The organism is Bradyrhizobium sp. B025, from assembly GCF_042257955.1.
Taxonomy (GTDB): domain Bacteria; phylum Pseudomonadota; class Alphaproteobacteria; order Rhizobiales; family Xanthobacteraceae; genus Bradyrhizobium; species Bradyrhizobium diazoefficiens.
Genome location: NZ_CP170150.1, coordinates 8,706,986 through 8,730,045 on the forward strand (window position 1 = coordinate 8,706,986; position 23,060 = coordinate 8,730,045).

General features: G+C 65.4%; 22 protein-coding genes. 13 read left to right on the forward strand and 9 right to left on the reverse strand.

What is annotated here, in order from left to right; genetic code table 11:
* Positions 1 to 86: 86 nt before the first annotated feature.
* Both thpR and ACE10W_RS41185 read right to left on the reverse strand, forming a co-directional pair.
* Positions 87 to 623 carry an RNA 2',3'-cyclic phosphodiesterase gene (gene thpR / locus ACE10W_RS41180; RefSeq protein WP_011083289.1) on the reverse strand — a complete coding sequence of 179 codons (537 nt, stop codon included), beginning with the start codon at positions 621 to 623 and terminating at the stop codon, positions 87 to 89.
* Positions 624 to 797: 174 nt separating this feature from the next.
* The gene (locus tag ACE10W_RS41185; protein ID WP_304549628.1) at positions 798 to 1,442 is read right to left on the reverse strand and encodes an arylesterase; all 645 of its coding nucleotides are present in this window, start codon (positions 1,440 to 1,442) and stop codon (positions 798 to 800) included.
* A gap of 55 nt (positions 1,443 to 1,497) precedes the next feature.
* Between ACE10W_RS41185 and ACE10W_RS41190 the strand changes: the two genes are divergently transcribed.
* From ACE10W_RS41190 to ACE10W_RS41205, 4 genes are all read left to right on the forward strand, one after another.
* On the forward strand, positions 1,498 to 2,220 hold the full coding sequence (locus tag ACE10W_RS41190) for an ABC transporter ATP-binding protein (RefSeq protein WP_011083291.1): 723 nt from the start codon (positions 1,498 to 1,500) through the stop codon (positions 2,218 to 2,220).
* Complete coding sequence (locus tag ACE10W_RS41195) at positions 2,217 to 4,787, forward strand: ABC transporter permease (RefSeq protein WP_304549630.1); 2,571 nt, start codon at positions 2,217 to 2,219, stop codon at positions 4,785 to 4,787. Before ACE10W_RS41190 ends, ACE10W_RS41195 begins: the two co-directional genes overlap by 4 nt.
* A gap of 270 nt (positions 4,788 to 5,057) precedes the next feature.
* Entirely contained in the window at positions 5,058 to 5,849 is a 792-nt protein-coding gene (locus ACE10W_RS41200; protein WP_028174871.1) for a Bax inhibitor-1/YccA family protein, read from the forward strand.
* Positions 5,850 to 6,078: 229 nt separating this feature from the next.
* Positions 6,079 to 6,609 carry a GNAT family N-acetyltransferase gene (locus ACE10W_RS41205; RefSeq protein ID WP_060909709.1) on the forward strand — a complete coding sequence of 177 codons (531 nt, stop codon included), beginning with the start codon at positions 6,079 to 6,081 and terminating at the stop codon, positions 6,607 to 6,609.
* Positions 6,610 to 6,734: 125 nt separating this feature from the next.
* On the opposite strand, the gene ACE10W_RS41210 is transcribed toward ACE10W_RS41205, so the two are convergent.
* The 3 genes from ACE10W_RS41210 to acnA all read right to left on the reverse strand — a co-directional run bounded on the left by ACE10W_RS41210 (position 6,735) and on the right by acnA (position 11,571).
* Complete coding sequence (locus ACE10W_RS41210) at positions 6,735 to 7,106, reverse strand: DUF2794 domain-containing protein (RefSeq protein WP_011083295.1); 372 nt, start codon at positions 7,104 to 7,106, stop codon at positions 6,735 to 6,737.
* Positions 7,107 to 7,853: 747 nt separating this feature from the next.
* Positions 7,854 to 8,630: a thioredoxin family protein gene (locus tag ACE10W_RS41215; protein ID WP_011083296.1), complete on the reverse strand. Its 777-nt coding sequence runs from the start codon at positions 8,628 to 8,630 to the stop codon at positions 7,854 to 7,856.
* 220 nt (positions 8,631 to 8,850) lie between these two features.
* On the reverse strand, positions 8,851 to 11,571 hold the full coding sequence (gene acnA / locus ACE10W_RS41220; protein WP_011083297.1) for an aconitate hydratase AcnA: 2,721 nt from the start codon (positions 11,569 to 11,571) through the stop codon (positions 8,851 to 8,853).
* A gap of 242 nt (positions 11,572 to 11,813) precedes the next feature.
* Between acnA and ccmA the strand changes: the two genes are divergently transcribed.
* The 5 genes from ccmA (at position 11,814) to ACE10W_RS41245 (ending at position 15,041) form a co-directional block, all read left to right on the forward strand.
* On the forward strand, positions 11,814 to 12,416 hold the full coding sequence (gene ccmA / locus ACE10W_RS41225; protein ID WP_028174874.1) for a heme ABC exporter ATP-binding protein CcmA: 603 nt from the start codon (positions 11,814 to 11,816) through the stop codon (positions 12,414 to 12,416).
* Between the two features lie 310 nt (positions 12,417 to 12,726).
* A complete protein-coding gene (ccmB, locus tag ACE10W_RS41230) occupies positions 12,727 to 13,395 on the forward strand; it encodes a heme exporter protein CcmB (RefSeq protein ID WP_011083299.1) in 669 nt (222 codons plus the stop codon).
* A gap of 91 nt (positions 13,396 to 13,486) precedes the next feature.
* Positions 13,487 to 14,278: a heme ABC transporter permease gene (locus ACE10W_RS41235; protein WP_304549635.1), complete on the forward strand. Its 792-nt coding sequence runs from the start codon at positions 13,487 to 13,489 to the stop codon at positions 14,276 to 14,278.
* Entirely contained in the window at positions 14,275 to 14,460 is a 186-nt protein-coding gene (gene ccmD / locus ACE10W_RS41240; protein WP_304549637.1) for a heme exporter protein CcmD, read from the forward strand. Before ACE10W_RS41235 ends, ccmD begins: the two co-directional genes overlap by 4 nt.
* Positions 14,457 to 15,041: a DsbE family thiol:disulfide interchange protein gene (locus ACE10W_RS41245; RefSeq protein WP_011083302.1), complete on the forward strand. Its 585-nt coding sequence runs from the start codon at positions 14,457 to 14,459 to the stop codon at positions 15,039 to 15,041. Before ccmD ends, ACE10W_RS41245 begins: the two co-directional genes overlap by 4 nt.
* A gap of 113 nt (positions 15,042 to 15,154) precedes the next feature.
* Here the strand turns inward: ACE10W_RS41245 and ACE10W_RS41250 are convergent, their stop codons facing one another.
* Positions 15,155 to 15,757, reverse strand: a complete 603-nt coding sequence (locus ACE10W_RS41250) for a septation protein A (protein WP_011083303.1) — start codon at positions 15,755 to 15,757, stop codon at positions 15,155 to 15,157.
* Between the two features lie 2 nt (positions 15,758 to 15,759).
* Positions 15,760 to 16,707: a signal recognition particle-docking protein FtsY gene (gene ftsY, locus ACE10W_RS41255; protein WP_271554585.1), complete on the reverse strand. Its 948-nt coding sequence runs from the start codon at positions 16,705 to 16,707 to the stop codon at positions 15,760 to 15,762.
* Positions 16,708 to 16,929: 222 nt separating this feature from the next.
* On the opposite strand from ftsY, the gene ACE10W_RS41260 reads away from it, so the two are divergent.
* Together ACE10W_RS41260 and ACE10W_RS41265 are read left to right on the forward strand one after the other, a co-directional pair.
* Positions 16,930 to 17,631: an RluA family pseudouridine synthase gene (locus tag ACE10W_RS41260; RefSeq protein ID WP_028174878.1), complete on the forward strand. Its 702-nt coding sequence runs from the start codon at positions 16,930 to 16,932 to the stop codon at positions 17,629 to 17,631.
* Positions 17,632 to 17,794: 163 nt separating this feature from the next.
* Positions 17,795 to 18,904, forward strand: coding sequence for a DUF2336 domain-containing protein (locus ACE10W_RS41265; RefSeq protein ID WP_304549639.1), 1,110 nt, complete (start codon positions 17,795 to 17,797; stop codon positions 18,902 to 18,904).
* A gap of 172 nt (positions 18,905 to 19,076) precedes the next feature.
* Here the strand turns inward: ACE10W_RS41265 and mtaB are convergent, their stop codons facing one another.
* On the reverse strand, positions 19,077 to 20,330 hold the full coding sequence (gene mtaB / locus ACE10W_RS41270; RefSeq protein ID WP_271554587.1) for a tRNA (N(6)-L-threonylcarbamoyladenosine(37)-C(2))-methylthiotransferase MtaB: 1,254 nt from the start codon (positions 20,328 to 20,330) through the stop codon (positions 19,077 to 19,079).
* Positions 20,330 to 21,205 (reverse strand): diaminopimelate epimerase, encoded by an 876-nt coding sequence (gene dapF, locus ACE10W_RS41275; RefSeq protein ID WP_060909701.1) that lies wholly within the window; start codon positions 21,203 to 21,205, stop codon positions 20,330 to 20,332. Before dapF ends, mtaB begins: the two co-directional genes overlap by 1 nt.
* A 235-nt stretch (positions 21,206 to 21,440) precedes the next feature.
* On the opposite strand from dapF, the gene ACE10W_RS41280 reads away from it, so the two are divergent.
* Positions 21,441 to 22,202, forward strand: a complete 762-nt coding sequence (locus tag ACE10W_RS41280) for a GyrI-like domain-containing protein (RefSeq protein WP_271554589.1) — start codon at positions 21,441 to 21,443, stop codon at positions 22,200 to 22,202.
* A gap of 5 nt (positions 22,203 to 22,207) precedes the next feature.
* On the forward strand, positions 22,208 to 22,909 hold the full coding sequence (locus ACE10W_RS41285; RefSeq protein ID WP_038965070.1) for an SIMPL domain-containing protein: 702 nt from the start codon (positions 22,208 to 22,210) through the stop codon (positions 22,907 to 22,909).
* Positions 22,910 to 23,060: the final 151 nt, after the last annotated feature.

Below are 23,060 nucleotides of genomic sequence, written 5' to 3' on the forward strand. Positions count from 1 at the left end.
AGACGGACGGAAATTGCAAGCCGTGAATTGGTGTCAGGGGTATGCGAATTTCCTCACTCTCCCCGCAGGCGGGGAGAGGTAAAGACCTACTCACACAGCTCGTAGGCGTCCTCGACCACATACGGTCCGCCGCCGGTCGATGCACGGGACGAGAACAAGACAAAACGTTCGGCCATGAACGCCTTGCTCGGGAAGTAGCCGCGCAGCGACAGATAGTCGGCGACGTCACGGTCGGTGGCGTCGTGCAGTCGCGCCAGCGTGACGTGCGGGATGAACTTGCGTCCCTCCGGATTAAGGCCGATCCGCTGCATCATCCGCTCGAGCTCGGCCTGCAATTCGATCAGCGGCTTGCTCGGCGCGATGGTGGCGACCACCGCGCGCGGCTTGCGGCCGCCGAAGCTCGTCAGCCCCTGCACCTTCACCTCGAACGGTTTGCGGTTGACGCGAAACAGCATCGAGGCGATCTCGTTGGCGGAGACGCCGTCGATATCGCCGATGAAGCGCAAGGTGACGTGATAATTTTCGGGATCGATCCAGCGGGCGCCGGGAAGGCCGCCCCTCAAGTTGGAAAGCGTCTGGCCGATCTCGGCCGGAATTTCCAGACCAGTGAACAAACGCGGCATCGTTTCGCACTCCCGATGCTTGGGTACGGTCCCTTGAAGCAGGACCTTATCCAAATTAGAGCCGGCGACGAATCACCGGTACCCTGATTCCTATCGCAGTTGTGTGACTCTGCGAAGCATCGCGCGGGCCACCCCGGGAAAACCCTGGGAATTAGGGTTAGCGTTGCCTGCTTTTCAACGGCGTTGCTCGCTTATGTTGCGCAGGAATGCCTCCACCGTGGGCATCATGTTGCCGACGATGATGTCGACGCCCGCCGCGGTCGGATGGATGCCGTCAGCCTGGTTGAGCTTGGCGTCGGCCGCAACGCCGTCGAGAAAGAACGGATAGAGCGGCACATCGAATTGTTTCGCAAGATCCGGATAAATCGAATTGAATCGGGCGGCGTAGTCGGCGCCGTAATTCGGCGGCGCCAGCATGCCGCACAGCATCACCGGAATCCTGCGCGCCTTCAGCCGCTGGACGATGTCGGTCAGCGCGGTGCGCGTCAGGCCGGGATCGATGCCGCGCAGCGCGTCGTTGGCGCCGAGCTCGACGATCACCCCCTCGGTTCCCTCAGGGACCGACCAGTCGAGCCGGTCGCGGCCGCCGGAGGCGGTGTCGCCGGACACCCCGGCATTGGTCATGTCAACCTCTATGCCTTTGGCCTGCAAGGATTTTTGAAGTTTCGTGGGGAATGCCTCCTGGGCCGGGAGGCCGAGGCCGGCGCTCAGGGAATCGCCGAGGACCACCAGCTTGAGCGGTTTGGCGGCCGGCTGGGCCTGTGCCGACGCATTTGTCGCAATTGTCATCACGGCGAGCACCAACACGGCTATGTGCATGAACAATCCGTAACGCCTCTCGACCGCGCTATCGGAGTTGCCATATGACCGGACCATGGACACTCGCATCGAATCCTCTTCGCTCGCCGGCACCACGCCGGACACCATCGCTATCTCCAACGTCAATCTCTCATTGGGTACGGGCGCGGCACGCGTTCACATCCTCAAGGATATCAGCTTGCGGGTCGCCTCGGGCGAGACGATTGGCCTGATCGGCCCGTCAGGCTCGGGCAAATCCACGCTGCTGATGGTGATGGCGGGGCTGGAGCGTCCTGATAGCGGAGAGGTGGTGGTGAACGGCACGCCTTTCAATGCCCTCGACGAGGACGCGCTCGCCCGCTTCCGCGGCCGCCAGGTCGGCATCGTCTTCCAGTCCTTCCATCTGATCCCGACCATGACGGCGCTGGAGAACGTCGCCGTGCCGCTCGAGCTTGCCGGCAATCCCGACGCCGCGAAACGCGCGGCGCAGGAGCTGCAATCGGTCGGGCTCGGCGACCGCCTGCATCATTATCCGACGCAGCTTTCCGGCGGCGAGCAGCAGCGCGTCGCGCTCGCGCGCGCGCTGGCGCCCGATCCCGCGATCCTCGTCGCCGACGAGCCGACCGGCAATCTCGACGAGGCGACGGGAAAACAGATCGTCGACCTGCTCTTCACCAAGCATGCCGAGCGCGGCATGACCTTGGTGCTGGTCACGCACGATTCCTCGCTCGCGCATCGCTGCGATCGCGTCATCCGCCTGCGCTCCGGCCGCATCGACACGCAGTCTGCGCCGGCATGAGCGCCGCGGCCCAACCGTTCGTGCGGCCCAACGCCGCCGCGTTGTCGCTCCGCTACGCCTTACGCGAATTGCGCGGGGGCCTGCGCGGCTTCTACGTCTTCATCGCCTGCATCGCGCTCGGCGTGATGGCGATTGCCGGCGTCGGCTCGGTGTCGGCGAGCCTCTCCGACGGTCTCGCCCGCGAAGGCCGCACGCTGCTCGGCGGCGACGTCTCCTTCGTGCTGTTCCAGCGCGAGGCCAAGCCCGAGGAAGTCGCCTTCCTGCGTTCGCGCGGCACCGTCTCGACCGCCGCGACCCTGCGCGGCATGGCGCGCTCGGCCGACGGCCAGCTCGCGCTGGTCGAGATGAAGGCGGTCGACGACACCTATCCGATGCTCGGCCAATTGACGCTGGCGCCACAGCTGCCGATGTCCGACATCCTTGCGGAGCGTGACGGCGCGTTCGGCGCGGCTGCCGATCCGACGCTGCTGGCGCGGCTCTCGCTCAAGACCGGCGACCGCGTCACCATCGGCTCGGCCACCTTCCAGATCCGCAGCACGGTCGAAGCCGAGCCCGACAAGCTCGCCGGCGGCATCGGCTTCGGCCCGCGCTTCCTGATCAGCGAGGCGGGCCTGCGGGCCACCGGCCTGATCCAGCCCGGCAGCCTGGTGCGCTGGGTCTACCGGGTGAAGCTGCCCGATACCGCCAACAACGAGCGCGCGACCGACGCCTTCATCGCCGATGCGCGCAACGCCGCGCCGCAGGCCGGCTGGGAAGTCCGCAGCCGCTCCAACGCCTCGCCGCAGCTCGAGCGCAACATCAGCCGCTTCACGCAGTTCCTGACGCTGGTCGGCCTCGCCGCGCTGCTGGTCGGCGGCGTCGGCGTCGCCAACGCGGTGAAGAGCCATATCGACCGGAAGCTCGAGGTGATCGCGGCCTTCAAGGCCGTCGGCGCCACGGGCCGCGACGTGTTCGGCATCTATCTCGCCCAGGTCATCCTGCTGGCCGCGATCGGGTCCGTGATCGGGCTCGCGCTCGGCGCCGCCATGCCCTTCGCCATCGTCGGTCTGTTCGGCAAGTTGCTGCCGCTGCCGGTGGTGCCGGCCGTGCATGCCGACGAGCTCGCGCTGTCCTTCGTCTACGGCCTCTTGACCGCGCTCGCCTTCGGCCTGTGGCCGCTCGGACGGGTGCACGACGTGCCGGTCGCCGCACTGTTCCGCGACACCATCAGCTCCGAATGGCACCGGCCGCGCTGGAGCTATCTCGTGTTCATGGGCGTCGTGATCGCCCTGCTCGTCGCGGTCGTGATCGGCCTGTCCTTCGACAAGCGCATCGCGGCGGTGTTCGTGGCCTCCTCGGTCGTCGTGTTCGCGCTGCTGCGCGGCATCGCCGCCCTGCTGATGACGATCGCGCGGCGGATGCCGCGGACGCGGCTGCCGATGCTGCGGCTCGCGATCGCCAACATCCACCGGCCGGGCGCGCTGACGCCCTCGGTCGTGCTGTCGCTCGGCCTCGGGCTCGCCGTGCTCGTCACCATCACCCAGATCGACGGCAATCTGCGCCGGCAGTTCCTCGCGGCCCTGCCGGACCAGGCGCCGTCGTTCTTCTTCATCGACATTCCGAGCACGCAGGCCGCGCAGTTCGACGGCTATCTGCGCCAGATCGCGCCCGGCGCCAAGGTCGAGGACGTGCCGATGCTGCGCGGGCGCATCGTCGCCGCACGCGGCGTCCGCGCCGAAGAGCTCAAGCCGACGACCGATTCCGAGTGGGTGCTGCAAAGCGACCGCGGCCTCACCTATACCGGCGAGCTGCCGAAGGGCTCCAAGGTGGTCGAGGGCGAGTGGTGGAGCGCCGACTATTCCGGCCCGCCGCTGGTCTCGATGGAGAAGAAGATCGCCGACGGGCTCGGCCTCAAGCTCGGCGACGAGGTCGTGGTCAACGTGCTCGGCCGCGACATCCCGGCGAAGATCAGCAATCTGCGCAACATCGACTGGCAAGGCCTCGGCATCAATTTCGTCCTGGTGTTCTCGCCGAACGCCTTCAAGGGCGCGCCGCATACCCATATCGCGACGCTGACGGAAGCCGGCAGCAATGCCGAAGGCGACGGCAGGATCATCAAGCAGGTGGCCGACACCTACCCGATGGTGACGAGCGTGCGCGTGCGCGAGGTGATGGAGACGGTCGGCTCGGTCGTGACCAATCTTGCGCTGGCGATCCGCGGCGCCAGCGCCGTGACCCTGATCTCGGCGATCCTGGTGCTGGGCGGGGCGCTCGCGGCCGGCCATCGCCACCGGGTCTACGATGCGGTGATCCTGAAGACGCTGGGCGCGACGCGGTTGCGGCTGCTCGGCGCCTATGCGCTCGAATACCTCCTGATCGGGCTTGCAACCGCGGTCTTCGGCGTGATCGCCGGCAGCATCGCCGCCTGGATGATCGTGACGCGGCTGATGACGCTCAGCTTCGTCTGGCAGGCCGGCAGCGCGGCCGGCGTGGTCGTGGCCGCCCTGGTCGTCACTGTCGGGCTCGGGCTCGCCGGCACGCTCCTGGCGTTGAACAAAAAGCCCGCCACGGTGTTGCGGAATTTGTGACAAAAGGTAGCGGGCCGCCGCGCGGGTGCGGAAACGCACGATTCTTGCGATTAACCACGTCCGCTCGCCAGGATTGCCGGCGAGGGCGACATTCGGCCGCGCGTGGACGGTTGCAGCGAATGTGTTAGTTTCCCACATATCCAATGGGTTCGGACCCCCGATTGTTAGCCAAAATTTAGTCGGCAGACATCGGTATCCGAGATAGAGTTTGACGAACCGGCGGCATGGCGACCCTCATGCCGGATCCGGCCAACCAACGGGAATTCGACCATGTCGGACCTAGACCGTAACTACGCTTCTCCTTTCGGCAGGGCCGCCGGGCGTGTTGACGCCGCGACGGTCGATGCCGGCCTGCGCGCCTACATGCTGCGCATCTACAACTACATGAGCATTGGCCTCGCCATCACGGGCCTTGCCGCACTCGGCGTCTACATGGCCGCCGTGACCGACGTTCCGACCCCGGAAGCCGTCCGCGTCGGCAAGCTGTTCCTGACGCCGTTCGGCTATGCGATGTTCGTCAGCCCCCTGAAGTGGCTGTTCATGCTCGCGCCGCTCGCCATGGTGTTCGTGATCTCGGCAGGCATCAACCGTCTGGCGCCCTCGACCGCCCAGATCCTGTTCTGGGTGTTCTCGGCGCTGATGGGCATCTCGCTGTCGTCGATCTTCCTGGTGTTCACGCACACCTCGATCGTGCGGGTGTTCTTCATCACCGCGGCGACCTTCGGTGCGCTCAGCCTCTACGGCTACACCACCAAGCGTGATCTGACCGGGATGGGCTCGTTCCTCTTCATGGGCCTGATCGGCATCATCATCGCGAGCCTGGTGAACCTGTTCCTGGCGAGCTCGATGCTGCAGTTCATCGTGTCGGTGGTCGGCGTGCTGGTGTTCGCGGGCCTCACCGCCTGGGATACCCAGCGGCTGAAGAACGACTACATCTACGGCTACGCTGCGGCCGGCGGTGACATCGCAGAGCGTGCGGCCATCACCGGCGCGCTGTCGCTGTACCTGAACTTCATCAACCTGTTCACGCTGCTCCTGCAGCTCCTCGGCCAGCGCGATTAAGCGATCGGCGAGAGAGTGGACGACACGAACCCCGGCCGAGAGGCCGGGGTTTTTGTTTGAGCCGGGTGCCTCCACGAACACCGTCATTGCGAGCGCAGCGAAGCAATCCAGAGTGCTTCCGCGGATGCATTTCTGGATTGCTTCGTCGCAAGGGCTCCTCGCAATGACGGAGTATATGGAAACGATGTTGCCTCTTCCGGCCGCCGCGGGAAGGCTCTAATCTTCCCCCATGTCCGCACCTGAAATCAGGCCCACCCTTGAGGCCGACCTCCCCACCATCACCGCCATCTACCAGCAGGCCGTCCGCGAGGGCACGGCGACGTTCGAGCTGGAGCCGCCGGATCTTGCCGAGATGACGCGGCGCTACCGCGCGCTGGTCGACGGCGGCTATCCCTATTTCGTCGCCATCCTCGACGGCCGCGTTGCCGGCTACGCCTATGCCGGCGCCTACCGGCCGCGGCCGGCCTATCGCTTCACGGTCGAGAACTCGATCTATCTCGACCCCTCCTTCCACCGCCGCGGCGTCGGCTCGTTGCTGCTGGAGCGGCTGATCGCCGAGTGCGAGGCGCGCGGCTTCCGCCAGATGATCGCGGTGATCGGCGATTCCGCCAATGCCGGCTCGATCGGCGTGCACACCAAGGGCGGCTTCAGGATGATCGGCACGCATCCCAATGTCGGGCTGAAATTCGGCCGCTGGCTCGACACGGTGATGATGCAGCGCGAGCTCGGCGAGGGCGCCAGCACGGTGCCGGGGAAGTAAGCGTTTCTTCATCGTCATTCCGGGGCGCGACGAAGTCGCGAGCCCGGAATCCATAACCACAGGCCAGGGTTATGGATTCCGGGCCTGCGCCTATCGGCGCATCCCGGAATGACGAGAGGAGTTTGCTACACCACGGCCAGCTTGCGATCGATCACCAGCAGCACGCGCTCGAGCTCGTGGCCGCGGCGCAGGATCAGGCCGGTCGCCGAGATCACGCTGTACATGCCCTGCTTGCGCGCGAGGCGCGGGTCCTTCTCGATGCGATAGATCGGCACTTCCGAGGCACGGCGATAGACCGAGAACACCGCACGGTCCTTCAGGAAGTCGATGGCATAGTCGCGCCACTCGCCGTCGGCGACCATGCGGCCGTAGAGATTGAGAATTCGGCGCAGCTCGAGCCGGTTGAAGGTCACCTGGTTCGGCTGCGCATTCGCAGCGGGGGGACGCGCCGCCGCGCGCTGCTCGCTCGGATCGGCATCCTCCGACGTCAGACTCATGGAGCGCCTCCTGATCGCACGGCATGATCGCGTCCGCGAAAACCGTCCCCGGAACCGCGGATCATGACAATCGCATGATTGCGCCAACCGTTCCCCACCGCAAGGGGCTCTCGAGGGCTGTTTGAAGAGCTCTCGGTGCAACCCATTGAACCGGGGGCGAATCGGAACACACGCAACGGTGGAACTCTGTCGCGACGAACCGTCACGGGATCGTTAGCAGGAATCATAGTATCGCCGCTTTTCCGCCCAGCGCCTGCCGCCCTGCACTGCGAAAAGAGCTGTGTGCGTTGACCCGGTCCTTTCGGTTCCGGATTCCTCAGCCCCCAGCCCCCCGGGGTCGACGGGATCGGGTCTGTACGCGCGACAAGGAGGGCCAACGCGAGTTGGTCCTTTTTTGTTTGCGTCGGGATGTTTCTTCCCCCGCTGTCATTCCGGGACGCGCGAAGCGCGGGCCCGGAATCCATCAATCCAAGGTTCCCAGTTGAGAAATGGATTCCGGGCTCGCGCCAAAGAGGCGCGCCCCGGAATGACGAGGGACAAGATTTTTCCGACACGATCTTGCGTACGCTCTCTCCCTCATCCTTCGCGCGGCGTCCCGAAGGATCGAGGCCCGAGCGGCATCAGCGGGGCCTTTCATGGTTCTCGCGGCGATGCGCAGCATCGTCCGCCGCGCGCGCAAGGGGCGCGCTCCTCACCATGAGGAGATAGAGCCAGACCGCGCATCAGGAAGAATGCGAAGCGTGCGCGTCAGTGCAGCGACGTGTATGCCGCGCCCAGCATCGGGCCGGGTTTCTCGCGGCTGCCGTCCTGGACATAGACCACCGCGCCATCGACGCCGTCGCGCGTGAGGTTCTCGATCGGCACCGTCCAGCTTTCCGGACGACCGTTCCAGTCGCCGACCTTGAGCAGGTTGCGCACCACGTTGTGATAGGTGATCTGCTGTCCGCGATTTTCGCCTTTGGCGATCGCGATCGGCACTGACTTCGCAATCGAGCAGATCCAGACTTCGCCGTGCGAGATCGCCGGCTCCTTGCTCGCGGCCACCGACACGTTGATCTGCTTGCCCGAGAGCGACATCGTCACCGGCACGCTCATCACGCCCATGCCTTTGTCGGTCTTGCCGATCGCACTCTCGATGCCGGCACGATCACTGCCGACGACATGCGTCGAGCCGTTCACCACGACCTGCGGGGTGTAGACCTCGCGGTCGCCGCGCATGCGCGAATAAGCGCGCTGCCGCGCCGAGAAGCGCGAATCCGCCAGCGTGTCCTTCCAGCCGAGATAATCCCAATAATCGATCGGCATGCTCAGCGCGATGATCGAGGGATCGCTGGAGAGATCGCCGATGATCTTGTCGGCGGGCGGGCAGGAGGAGCAGCCCTGCGAGGTGAAGAGCTCAACCACGGCGCGGGGATCAGCCTCAGCGGGACGGATGACGGCGACGATCGCACAGATGCCGAGTGCTCCCGACCAGAAGGCACCGGACCAACGTGAAATCAGATGAGAAGCCGTCATTGCTGTCATGTCGAACGCCGCACACCGTTGCTCGTGGGAAGGGAAATCTTATCGCCTGATGGTCACCGTAGTCTTACGGGCACGGCACATTCGACCGTCCAGGGCGGAGTTTCCGCCGGGCGGGCCCATCCGAAGCATGCCGCAAACGCGCGAAGGCGGCCTTGTGATAGGCCGCCTTCGTTTAACCTTCTACTCACTTCGCAGTGAGCCACCGTTCACAAATCCGCGCTTAAGCCGCGAGCTTGCGCAGCACGTAGTGCAGGATGCCGCCGTTCCGGTAGTAGTCGAGCTCGTCCAGCGTATCGATGCGGCAAAGCAGCGAAACGCGCTGCAACGAACCGTCGCCGGAGACGATCTCCGCGGTCAGCTTCTGGCGCGGCTTCAGATCGCCGACGAGACCACGCAGCGTGACCTTCTCGTCGCCCTTCAGGCCGAGCGACGACCAGGAGGTGCCTTCCTCGAAGGTCAGCGGCAGCACGCCCATACCGACAAGATTGGAGCGATGGATGCGCTCAAAGCTCTGGCAGATCACCGCGCGCACGCCGAGCAGGCGCGTGCCCTTTGCAGCCCAGTCGCGCGAGGAGCCGTTGCCGTATTCGGCGCCGGCGAACACCACCAGCGGCACCTGCTCCTGCTGGTACTTCATCGCGGCGTCGTAGATCGACATCTGCTCGCCGTCGGGCCAGTGCTTGGTGAGGCCGCCTTCCGGGATGTTGCCGTCGGCGCCCTTGAGCATGAAGTTCTTGATGCGGATGTTGGCGAAGGTGCCGCGCATCATCACTTCATGGTTGCCGCGCCGGGTGCCGTACTGGTTGAAGTCGGCGGGACGCACCTGGTGCTCGCTGAGATACTTGCCCGCGGGCGAGGTGAGCTTGATCGAACCGGCCGGCGAGATGTGGTCGGTGGTGATCTTGTCGCCGAACATGGCGAGGATGCGCGCCTCGACGATGTCGGTGACCGGCTCCGGCTCCTTCTTCATGCCTTCGAAGTAGGGCGGGTTCTGCACGTAGGTCGAGCTCATGTTCCAGCGATAGGTCTCGCTCTCGACGGTCTTGATCTTGCGCCAGTTGGTGTCGCCCTTGAACACGTCGGCATACTTCTTCTTGAAGATCGACGCGGTCACGAACTTCTTCATGAAGGCGTTGATCTCCTTCGACGTCGGCCAGATGTCCTTGAGGTACACCGGCTTGCCGTCCTTGCCTTCACCGAGCGGCTCGACGGCGAGGTTCTTGGTCACGCTACCCGCGAGCGCGTGAGCGACGACCAGCGGCGGCGAGGCCAGATAGTTCGCCTGCACGTCCGGCGAGACGCGGCCTTCGAAGTTGCGGTTACCGGAGAGCACGGCGGCGGCAACGATGCCGTTGTCGTTGATCGACTTCGAGATCTCCTCCGGCAGCGGACCGGAATTGCCGATGCAGGTGGTGCAGCCGAAGCCGACCAGGTTGAAGCCGACCTTGTCGAGGTGGGCCTGGAGGCCGGAATCGGCGAGATAGGCCGCGACCACCTGGCTGCCCGGGGCAAGCGAGGTCTTCACCCACGGCTTGGCCTTGAGGCCCTTCGCCGCGGCATTGCGGGCCAGGAGCCCGGCGCCGATCAGCACGCTCGGGTTCGAGGTGTTGGTGCAGGAGGTGATCGCCGCGATCACGACGTCGCCATGGCCGATCTCGTACTTCTTGCCTTCGACGGCAAAGCGCTTCGCCGGCTCTTCGGTCTTCTTGTACTCATTGGCGAGCGCGACCGAGAAGCCTTCCGCGACCGACGGCAGCGCGATGCGGCCTTCGGGACGCTTCGGACCGGCCATCGACGGCACGACGTCGGCGAGGTCGAGCGTCAGCGTTTCCGTGAACACCGGATCGGCCGACTTGGCGGTGCGGAACAGCCCCTGCGCCTTGGCATAGGCCTGCACCAGCGCAACGCGCGGTGCGGCGCGGCCGGAGGTCTTGAGGTAGTCGATCGCCGCGGCGTCGACCGGGAAGAAGCCGCAGGTCGCGCCATATTCGGGCGCCATGTTGGCGATGGTCGCCTTGTCGGCGACGGAGAGATGATCGAGGCCGGGGCCGAAGAACTCGACGAACTTGCCGACGACGCCGAGCTTGCGCAGCATCTGCGTCACGGTCAGCACGAGGTCGGTCGCGGTGACGCCTTCCTTCATCGCGCCCTTCAGCTTGAAGCCGACGACGTTAGGCAGCAGCATCGACAGCGGCTGGCCGAGCATGCAGGCTTCCGCCTCGATACCGCCGACGCCCCAGCCGAGCACGGCGAGACCGTTGACCATCGTGGTGTGGGAATCGGTGCCGACCAGCGAGTCGGGATAGGCGACCTCGAAGGTGCCGGTCTTCTTGCCGACCGTCATCTTCTCCTTCTTGGTCCAGACCGTCTGGGAGAGATATTCGAGATTGACCTGGTGGCAGATGCCGGTGCCGGGCGGCACGACGGAGAAGTTCGAGAACGCCGCCTGGCCCCACTTCAGGAACTCGTAGCGCTCCTGGTTCTGCTTGTATTCCTCGGTGACGTTCTTGGCGAAGGCCTTGTTGTCGCCGAAGAAGTTCACGATCACGGAATGGTCGATGACGAGATCGACCGGCACCAGCGGGTTGATCTTCTCGGCATCGCCGCCGAGCTTCTGCATCGCGTTGCGCATCGCGGCGAGATCGACCACCGCGGGCACGCCGGTGAAGTCCTGCATCAGCACGCGCGCCGGGCGGAACGCGATCTCGTGCTCCAGCGACTTCTTGCGCAGCCATTTGGACACCGCGACGATGTCCGCCTTCTTGACCGAGCGGCCGTCCTCATTGCGCAGGAGGTTCTCGAGCAGGACCTTCATCGAATAGGGGAGTTTCGAAATTCCCTTCAGACCATTCTTCTCGGCCGTGGGCAGGCTGTAATAGACATAGGTCTTGGCGCCGACCTTGAGGGTCTTTTTGCATTTGAAGCTGTCGAGCGAGGTCATGTAGGAAATCCCAATTGTTAGTTATACCCGGCAAGGGGTATTTTAACACCGTCAGCGAGTCCGGCTGGGTCGCTTGCAGGGGCAGGTTGAGTTGCTGCATCAAGTAGTTCCGGGCTTATAGAAGCTTTCTAACCGCGCCGCCACAGCCACAAACGTGCCGCAGCAATCCGCGAGCCAAAAATTCCCATGCGCTACCCCAAGTTTTCCTGAGGCCTGGTTTGAACGGGTTGATACGAGGCAAGATGCAGCTTTCCGGACGTGGGGTGATCTGTGTGCGGGGCGGCCGCGAGGTGTTTGCCGGGCTCGATTTCGAGGCCGTCTCCGGCGAGGCCGTGGCGGTCGTCGGCCGCAACGGGTCGGGCAAGACCTCGCTGCTGCGGCTGATCGCGGGGCTGCTCATTCCGGCTGGCGGGACGATCGCGCTCGATGGCGGCGATGCCGAGCTGACATTGCCTGAGCAATGCCACTATCTCGGCCATCGCGACGCCCTGAAGCCGGCACTGAGCGTGGCGGAAAATCTGTCATTCTGGGCTGATTTTCTGGGCGGCGAGCGACTTGATGCCCACGAGAGCCTCGCCACGGTCGGGCTCGACCACGCCACCCACCTGCCGGCAGCGTTCCTGTCGGCCGGCCAGCGCCGCCGGCTCTCGCTGGCCCGGCTGCTGACGGTGCGCCGCCCGATCTGGCTCCTGGATGAGCCGACCACGGCGCTGGACGTCGCCGGCCAGGACATGTTCGGCGGCCTGATGCGCGACCATCTCGCCCGCGGCGGCCTGATCATCGCGGCGACCCACATGGCGCTGGGGATCGAATCACGCGAGCTGCGGATCGGGGGTGTGGCATGATTCTGACCGACCCTCAGCTTTTCGAGCGGCAAAGCTCCGCTCTACCCGTTCCCTCCCCCCCTGTGGGGGAGGGTCAGGGAGGGGGGTGCCACACAGGGACCCTCTCGATCTGCCGAAGTCCTTCCCTGAACCCAAGCACACCTTTTCCGGGGCCACCCCTCTCCCATAGCCGAAGCTTCGCTTCGGCGTCTCTTAAGAGGACGGCCGCCGGAGGCGGCCTACGCCTCCCCCGCAAGGGGGGAGGGAGCGCAGATTGCCTGTGGCGCGAGTCGGGCTCTTACGATCGTCTCGAAGCCGAAAAGGCAGCCCCATGACCGCCCTGTCCGCCCTCATCCGCCGGGATATCCGGATCGCGCTCCGCGTTGGCGGCGGGGCGCTGATCGGCGTGCTGTTCTTCCTGACCGTGGTGGTGCTGATGCCGTTCGCGGTGGGGCCGGACCTCGCGTTGCTGTCGCGGCTGGGGCCGGCCATTCTCTGGCTCGGCGCCCTGCTGGCGAGCCTGCTGACGCTGGACCGGCTGTTCATGGCCGACCATGAGGACGGCTCGCTCGACCTGATCACGATGAGCCGGACGCCGCTGGAACTCGCCTGCGCGGCGAAAGCGCTGGCGCATTGGCTGGCGGCGGGCCTGCCGCTGATTGTCGCAACCCCCGTGCTCGGGCTCTTGCTGAACCTCGACATGGTAGCGACCGGCGCGGTGGCCCTGACGCTGCTCGCGGGCACGCCGGCCCTGACCTTTACCGGCATGATCGGCGCCGCGCTGGCGGTGACGCTGCATCGCGGCGGGCTTTTGATGGCGGTTCTGGTGCTGCCGCTGTCGATCCCGGTGCTGATCTTCGGGGTCGCGGCCTCCCAGGCCGTGATCGTCGGTCCCATGTCGTTCGGCGCACCGTTCTCGATCCTGTGCGCGCTGTCGCTGGTCAGCCTCGTGATCGGCCCCTTCGCCGCGGCGGCGAGCCTGCGGCATGGTCTCGACTGAGATGAGCTCGACCGACCTTGACCCCGATCAACTTTCGCTGCCCGCTTTTATGCTGATTGCGTGAGTGCTGACCTGTGATTATCAGAATACCATGACGCTGATCGACCTCGCCAACCCGACACGGTTCCTCGCGCTGACGGCGCGGGTGTTGCCGTGGCTTGCGGCCGCGACCGTCATCCTGCTCGCGATCGGCCTCTACCAATCCGCGCTAGCGCCCGACGACTACCAGCAGGGCGCGACCGTGAAGATCATGTTCATCCACGTGCCCAACGCCTGGCTGTCGATGTTCGTGTGGGGCGTGATGAGCGTCGCCTCGTTGGGCACGCTGGTGTGGCGGCATCCGCTCGCCGACGTCGCCGCGAAGGCGGCAGCTCCCATCGGCGCCGCCTTCACCTTCCTCGCGCTGCTGACCGGTTCGCTGTGGGGCCGGCCGATGTGGGGCACCTATTGGGAATGGGACGCTCGCCTGACCTCGGTGCTGATTCTGTTCCTGATGTATCTCGGCCTGATGGCGCTGTGGCGCGCGGTCGACGATCCCTCGCGCGCGGCGCGCGCTGCCGCGGTGCTGACGCTGGTCGGCGCGATCAACCTGCCCATCATCAAGTTCTCGGTCGACTGGTGGAACACGCTGCACCAGCCGGCCTCGGTGATGCGCATGGGCGGTTCGTCGCTCGACAAATCGTTCCTGATTCCGCTGCTGGTGATGGCGATCGCGTTCACCCTGCTGTTCGTCACGCTGCACCTGGCGGCGATGCGCAACGAGATCCTGCGCCGCCGTGTCCGCTCGCTGCAGATGATGCAGGCGAGCCGCATGGCGTTTTCGAGCGAAATGGGCGCCGGTTCGCGTCAAAACAACGCGTCAAACGAAGTCGGGGCCGCATGATCATGTCGCTCGGTCCCTATGCCTCCTTCATCGTGACGTCCTATGCCGCAGCCGCGCTCGTGGTCGCGATCCTGATCGGCTGGATCGCGACCGACTATCACAGCCAGACCCGCCGCCTGCGCGACCTCGACCGCAGCGGCATCACCCGCCGCTCGGGGCGCAGCGCGATGGATCGGCCATGAGCGAGCAGTCGACTTCCGCGAACCCGCAGCGCCGCACCTTCCTGATGGTGCTGCCGCTGATCGCCTTCATCGGCCTGGCGCTGCTGTTTTGGTTCCGGCTCGGCAGCGGCGATCCTTCGCGGATTCCCTCCGCGCTGATCGGACGGCCGGCGCCGCAGACCGCCCTGCCGCCGCTCGAGGGATTGCAGGCCGACAACGTCCAGGTGCCGGGTCTCGATCCCGCCGCGTTCAAGGGCAAGGTCAGCCTTGTCAACGTCTGGGCCTCCTGGTGCGTACCCTGCCATGACGAGGCGCCGCTTCTGACCGAGCTGGGGAAAGACAAGCGCTTCCAGCTCGTCGGCATCAACTACAAGGACGCGGCCGACAACGCCCGCCGCTTCCTCGGCCGCTACGGCAACCCGTTCGGCCGCGTCGGCGTGGATGCCAACGGCCGCGCCTCGATCGAATGGGGCGTCTATGGCGTGCCGGAGACCTTCGTCGTCGGACGTGAGGGCACCATCGTCTACAAGCTGGTCGGCCCGATTACGCCGGATAATCTGCGGAGCGTGCTGCTGCCGCAGATGGAGAAGGCGCTGAAGTAGTTACTGTCATTCCGGGGCGGCTCGCAGAGCCGAACTATGGTGCGCACTTGCGCACCTGAGAATCTCGAGATTCCGGGTTCACGCTTCGCGTGCCCCGGAATGACATTAAACAGTCACCCCTTCCTCACATCCCCCGCATCCGCCTCGCTCGCTTCCAGCGAGACCGGCTCGAGGTGATAGCGCTTGGTCAGCGGCATCTGGGCGATGGCGAAGATCATCGTGATCGGCGTCACGCCGAACACCTTGAAGTTCACCCAGAAATCCGTGCTCTGGGTGCGCCAGACAATCTCGTTCAGCACCGCCATGCCGGCGAAGAACAGCGCCCAGCGCAGCGTCAGGATGCGCCAGCCCTGCGGCGTGAGGTTGAACATCTGGTCGAACATCACGGCGATGAAGGAGCGGCCGAACAGCAGGCCGCCGCCGAGGATGGCGGCGAACAGGCCGTAGATGATGGTCGGCTTGACCTTGATGAAGGTCTCGTCGTGCAGCACCAGCGTCAGCGTGCCGAACACCAGCACGATCACGCCCGTCACGATCGCCATGATCGGGATATGGCGCGTCACCACATAGGAGGCGATCATCGCCGCGACGATCGCGACCATGAAGGCGCCGGTCGCGGCGAACAGATTGAACTTCGCATTCACGAAGAAGAAGACGAGCAGCGGACCGAGTTCGGTCGCAAGCTTGAACAGCGGATGCGGCTGGGTCTTGTCCATTCTCAGCTTTCGATTCCGGCGATCGCACGGGCGAAATCGCGCGCGGTGAAGGGCGCGAGATCGTCGACGCCCTCGCCGACGCCGATGAAATGCACCGGCAGTTTGAATTTCTCCGCGAGCGCCACCAGGATGCCGCCACGCGCAGTGCCGTCGAGCTTGGTCATCACGAGGCCGGTGACGCCCGCCGTGCGATGGAAGGCCTCGACCTGCGACAGCGCGTTCTGGCCGACGGTGGCGTCGAGCACGAGCAGCACCGCATGCGGCGCGGTGTCGTCCACCTTGCGGATGACGCGCACGACCTTTTCGAGCTCGTTCATCAGCTCGGCCTTGTTCTGAAGCCGCCCGGCGGTGTCGATCAGGAGCACGTCGGTCTTCTGCTCCTTCGCCGCCGTCAGCGCGTTGAAGGCGAGGCTCGCCGAGTCGGAGCCTTGCGTGCCCGCGATGACCGGTGTTTTCGTACGCTCACCCCAGACCTTGAGCTGCTCAATCGCCGCTGCGCGAAAAGTGTCGCCGGCGGCCAGCATCACCTTCCGGCCTTCGGACGCGAATTTTTGCGAGAGCTTGCCGATAGTGGTGGTCTTGCCGGAGCCATTGACGCCAACGACGAGGATGACGAACGGCTTCCTGGCCGTATCAATCTCGAGCGGCTTTGCCACCGGCGCCAGCACCTTCTCGACCTCGGTCGCAACGACGTCCTTGACCTCGTCCGCCGAGATCGCCTTGTCGTAGCGCCCGGTGCCGACGGCGTCGGCGATGCGCACCGCGACGGATGTGCCGAGATCGGCGCGCAGCAGCACGTCCTCGATGTCGTCGAGCATGGCGCGGTCGAGCTTGCGCTTGGTGACGAGGTCGGCGACCGCGGTCCCGAGCGAGGACGAGGTGCGCTTCAGCCCGTTGGACAGGCGGCGCCACCAGCTCAGCTTGGGGGGATCTGACGTGGTATCGTTCATGATGCTCGTGCCGACGATTTGAAGTTCCTACTCTCTTGCCGCAAGTCCGGTTAGGAACTTCAAATCGAAGAGCGGCACGAGAAAATATTGTTGCCAGTGCGGCCCTGGATTTGGCATTCGCTTCACATTTCGCGGCAGCCGCTGAGCGAATGCCAAATCCACCGCACTGGTGTGTTAGCCGTTCCGGCTCCCAAACGAAAGTCTTGACCGAAAGTCCTGCAATTGCTCGATGTTCCCGAATTGACCGCCGACGAAATCCTGGGCCGCGTGCTCCATCGCGACGGATTGATGCTGGTCATCGACAAGCCGGCCGGTCTGCCGGTGCATCGCGGCCCCAAGGGCGGCGCCAATCTGGAGGCATCCTTCGACGCGCTCCGTTTCGGCCTGCCGCGGCCGCCGGTGCTGGCCCACCGGCTGGACAAGGACACCTCCGGTTGCCTCATCCTCGGCCGCCATCGCAAGGCGACCGCCTCGCTCGGCCTGCTGTTCAAGCACGGCAAGATCGGCAAGACCTACTGGACCGTGGTCGAAGGCGGGCCCGCCGAGGACGAAGGCACCATCGATATGCCGCTCGGCCGGCTCAATGCCGAGCGCGGCTGGTGGCAGAAGCCCGATCCCGAAGGCCAGAAGGCGATCACCAACTGGAAGGTGATGGGCCGGGGTGACGGTTTCACCTGGCTCGCCATGGAACCGGTGACGGGGCGGACCCATCAATTGCGGGTGCATTCGGCCGCGACCGGCTGGCCGATCTTCGGCGATAACATTTACGGCAACGGCCCGCGCTTCGGCGAGCCGAAGCTGCACCTGCACTCCCGCGAGATCGTAGTGCCGATCTCCCGGAACAAGGAGCCGGTCCGCGTGGTGGCCCCGGCCCCGCCGCACATGCATGAGAAGCTTCGGGCCTGCGGGTGGAATGGGGAGTAGGTGCCGTTCACCTCTCCCGCTAGCGGGAGAGGGAGCGCAGCGCCGCCGCGGCAGCACTTCGTTCTCCTCGGCCATGGTTTACGAAACGTTCAGGGCTCGCCTCTAATGATAGCGGTCGCTTAGAACAAGCTTCCGTCAATCCGCTCAGGACGAGCCGCGCGTCATGTCCAAGGCCGAGCTATCGATCATCGACGAGGTCGAATCCGCACTTCGGATTGGCTCGGCGGAAAAGGGCCTGGAGACGGCCCGCCGCGTCACCGACCTGTTCCTGTCCTCCGCCGGCAGTTTTGACGACGAGCAGATCGCGCTGTTCGACGAGGTGCTCGAGCGCCTGATCGGCACCATCGAGCTTCGCGCCATCGCCGACATGGGCGCACGCGTGGCGCTGGCCGAGATCAGCGCACAGCTGGCGCCGATCGCACAGGCGCCGCCCTCCGTCATCCGCCGCCTTGCCAACAGTGACGAGATCCGCATCGCCGGACCCGTGCTCCAGGAATCCGCGCGCCTCGACGACGGCGAGCTGGTGAAGATCGCATCATCCAAGGGCGAACCGCATCTGCTCGCGGTCGCCGGGCGCTGGTGGCTGAAGGAGATCGTCACCGACGCGCTGCTGGCGCGCCGCTATCCCAGTGTCAGCCGGCGGCTTGCCGCCAATCCGGGCGCACGCGTCTCCGGAAACGGATTTGCCGTCATCGTCGGACAGGCGGAGAGTGATCCGGAGCTCGCCGTCAGCGTCGGCGTCCGCGTCGATCTGCCATCGGAGCTGCGCCGCCAGTTGCTGCGCTCGGCGACGGACACGGTTCGCACCCGCCTGCTGTCGCGCGCGCCGCCGCATCTGTTCGAGGAAATCCAGAGCGCGATCGCCGCCGTTACCGCCGGCGTCACGCGCGAGATGTCCGGTGTCCGCGATTTCGAAGGCGCCAAGCGCGCCATCGCAGGTCTCAAGGCATCCGGCCAGCTCAACGAGGCGACGCTGTTCAGCTTTGCCAAGCAGCGGCGCTATGAAGAAACCGTCGCGGCGCTGGCGGTGTTGTCGCAATCCACCGTCGAGGTGATTCGCCCGCTGATGCAGAGCCTGCGCGAGGACGGCCTGCTGGTGCCGTGCAAGGCGGCGCAGCTCAGCTGGGAAACCACCGCCGCCGTGCTCGAAAGCCGCTTCGCCACCGGCGCGATGAAGCCGGCGGATCTTGCGAGAGCGCAGGGGCATTACGCACGAATGACGCCGGAGAACGCGCGGCGCACGCTGCGGTTCTGGCAGGTGCGGGCGTCGTAGCGGAGCGGGTTTGAGGCGCGCTGCGGGCCACGCCCTCCGCTGTCGTCCTGGCGAAAGCCAGGACCCATAACCACCGAATTCAATTTGGCGAAGACTGGTGGTTGGCAATCCCGTGCAACAACTTCTCCCTGGGGTAATGGGTCCTGGCTTTCGCCAGGACGACGACGGCAAATTACGTGGTCAACCGCTCACCATCGCTGCCGACGATCATCCGCGGCACCACGCTCCCCACGCGCGCGCCCGCGATCGCCACCGGCAGATAGTGCTCCGTGCGGCCCTGGCTCTCACTTTCGATCAGCACATCGCGCGTTGCGCCAATTTCGGCTTGCAGCCTCTGACGCAATGCTGCCTCTCCAGCCGCACGCAGCCGCCGCGCGCGTTCCTTGATCTCAGGCCCCGCAACCTGCGGCATCCGTGCGGCGGGCGTGCCGGGGCGCGGGGAATAGGGGAAGACGTGCAGGAAGGTCAGGCCGCATTCCTCGACCAGATCGAGCGAGCGGGAAAACATCGCCTCGGTCTCGGTCGGAAAGCCCGCGATGATGTCGGCGCCGAAGGCGACGTCCGGGCGCAGGCGCCGCACCTGGTCGCAGAAGGCGATCGCATCGCCCCGCAAATGCCGCCGCTTCATGCGCTTCAAGATCATGTCGTCGCCCGACTGCAGCGACAGATGCAGATGCGGCATCAGCCGCGCATCGTCGGCGATCGCGTCGAGCAGATCGTTGTCCGCCTCGATCGAATCGATCGAGGAGATGCGCAGGCGCTTCAGCTCCGGCACATGCCGCAGGATCTGCTTCGTCAGCATGCCGAGCTTCGGCGCACCCGGCAGGTCGGCGCCATAGCTGGTGAGGTCGACGCCGGTCAGCACGATCTCGGCATGGCCGCGCTCCGCCAGCGCCCGCACCTGCTCGACCACGGCGCCCATCGGCACCGAGCGCGAATTGCCGCGGCCGAACGGGATGATGCAGAAGGTGCAGCGATGGTCGCAGCCGTTCTGCACCTGCACGAACACGCGCGGCAGACCGCTTGCGAAGCCGTCGATGAGATGCGGCGCCATCTCCTTCACCGCCATGATGTCGCTGACGGCAATCTTCTCCCTGGCGCCGATGTCGAAGGCATCGCGCGCCTCGCGCCAGGCATCGCTGCGCATCTTGTCGTCATTGCCGACGACGCGATCGACCTCGGCCATATCGGCGAACATCCGGCTTTGCGTCTGTGCGGCGCAGCCGGTGACGACGATGCGCGCCCCCGGCCGCTCGCGCTTCAGCTTGCGGATCGACTGCCGCGCCTGCGCCACCGCCTCGTTGGTGACGGCGCAGCTGTTGATGACGATGGTGTCTACGAGACCTGCGCCTTCGGCTTTGCTGCGGATCACCTCGGCCTCGAAGGCGTTGAGGCGGCAGCCGAAGGTGACGATATCGACGGACATTATCCGACCGGCGCGAACAGCGCCGGATCGAAATTGCCCTCATATTCGAAGGTCGCGGTGCCCGTCATCAGCACGTGGTCGTCGCGCTCGCGCCATTCGATGCCGAGCTTGCCGCCGGGCAGCGTGATCTCGACGTTGCGATTGGCGCGCTTCAGGCGTGCTGCGGCGACGGCCGTCGCGCAGGCCGCCGACCCGCATGCCCTGGTGAGGCCGGCGCCACGCTCCCAGGTGCGGATCGTGATGTGGTCGCGGTCGACGATATGAGCGAGCGTGATGTTGGCGCGCTCGGGGAAGATCGGATGGTTTTCCAGCAGCGGACCAAAGCGCGCGAGGTCATAGGCGTTGACGTCGTCGACCCAGAAGATCGCGTGCGGGTTGCCCATGCTCACCACTGAGGGCGAATGCAGGATCGGATTGTCGATCGGCCCGATCTGCAATTCGATGTAGCGGGTGTCGCGAAACTCTTCCGCCAGCGGAATGTCCTGCCAGCCGAACTTGGGCACGCCCATGTCGACGGTATAGAGATCGGGCGCCGGGCCCTGCCAGGCATTGAGCAGGCCGGCGGCCGTCTCGAACGTCGCCGTTGCCTGCCCGGTCTTCTCGAAGATGCGCCGCACCACGCAGCGCATGCCGTTGCCGCAGGCGCCGGCTTCGGAGCCGTCATTGTTGTAGATGCTGATGAAGGCTTCGGTGCCGTCGAGCCGCGGCTTCTGAAGCACCATGAGCTGATCGTAGGGCACGCCGCCCTGCGCGGACGCCACCGCGCGGGCATCGTCCGGCGTCACCTTTGCCGTGGAATCGCGCATGTCGACAACGACGATCTCGTTGCCGATGCCGTTCATCTTGGCAAATGCGTGGTTGGCCAGCGCGCTCATGAAATTTCCTGAATTTCGCCTGCCTTATATGGCGATCCTTGGCCGCTTGGCCAGTGATTTGCCGCCGGGCGCCAGGACGTTCGCCATGACGCATCTGTCATGGGACGAATTCGGCGCTCGCGTGTTAGAACGGCGCGGTTCGCGCGAACCGGGACGCGCGGCCGGGTTAAGGCCTTGGTGAGTAAGGTCTTGATGAATTAGGGCCTTGCTGGACCAAGGCCTTGGGGAGAATAAAATGAACACTTTTCGTCGTCTCGCTCTGGCCGCGCTGATCCCGGCAGCGGCCTTGTCGCTTGGGCTATCCGCCGCTCTGGCGCAGAGCCCGAGCCCGGCGCCCGCTGCCTCGGCGAGCCCCTCGCCGGCCCCGTCGGCCTCGCCCGCCCCGGCTGCAAGTGCCTCGCCCGCCCCCGTGGCAACGCCCTCGCCTGCTGCGAGCGCCTCGCCGGCTCCCGCAGCATCGCCCGCGCCCGCAGCCAGCACCTCGCCCAGCCCGACGGCCCCGGCTGTCGCCGCCACCCCCGCCCCGGTCCAGACCGCCGATCCCTTTGGCCTCGAGACCACGCTCGAGTCCAAGAAGGTCGTGATGGTCAAGGGCACCGCCAATTGGGACTCGGCCTTCGACACGTTGGTCGATGCCTTCAAGGCGCTGAACACGCTCTTGGACAAGCAGGGCATCAAGCACGCCGGCAATTCGATGATCGTCTATACCTCGACCGACGACACCGGCTTCACCTTCCTCGCCGAGATTCCGGTCGAGCAGGATCCCAAGAACCTGCCCAAGGACATGAGCGTCGGCAAATCGCCTGAAGGCAAGGCGCTGAAATTCGTCCATCGCGGCTCCTACGACAACATGGACAACACCTACGAGGCGATCACCAATCACCTCGACGACAAGAGACTGGAAGCCAAGGACACCTTTATCGAGGAGTACCTCACCGATCCCCTGAAGACGGCGGAGGACAAGCTCGTGATCAATGTTTTCGTGCCACTGAAGTGAGACCGATGAAAAAGCCTGCCGTACTCGCCGCCGTTTTCGCTGCCACGCTGCTGGCAACGCCCGTGCTCGCCGACGATTTTCCCTCCGCGATCTCGGTGAGCGGCGAGGCCACCGTTTCAGTGGCGCCCGATCTTGCGCAGATCGACGCGGGCGTCGCCAATGACGCCAAGACGGCGAAGGAAGCCTCCGACGCCAACAACGCCGCGATGGGCAAGGTGCTGCTGGCGTTGAAGGGGGCCGGGATCGCCGAGAAGGATTACCAGACCTCACGGCTGTCGCTGCAGCCGCAATACGGCCAGAACAAATCCACCGGCGCCTCGCCCGTGGTCGGCTTCCGCGCCTCCAATCGCGTCACCGTCAAGATTCGCGATGTGACCAAGATCGCCGGCATCATCGACACGCTGGTCAGCGCCGGCGCCAACGATATCGGCAACATCTCGTTCGAGGTGACGCAGGCGTCAAAACTGCTCGACGACGCCCGCGAGCAGGCGGTGGCGGATGCCCGCCGCAAGGCCGAGATCTACGCCAAGGCCACCGGCGTCACGCTGGGTGCACCGCTCAGCGTCTCCGAAGGCGGCGCGCCGGTGCCGTTGTTCAAGGCGCGAATGGCCACGGCACCGATGGCCGCACCCGCCGCCGTCGCACCGGGCGAGGAGACGCTGTCGGTGACGGTGAATGTGAGCTGGGCGATCAAGCAGGGGCAGTAGACGTAGCGCCGTAAGAGGCACACTGCTCGCTACAAATACAACTGTCGTCCCGGCGAAGGCCGGGACCCATACCGCGTGATCTTTCGGTAGGCGCAGGTCGCCGTTCCGCGGGAAGACTGAAAACGACGAGTCTTCGTCAAACATCTTGCTG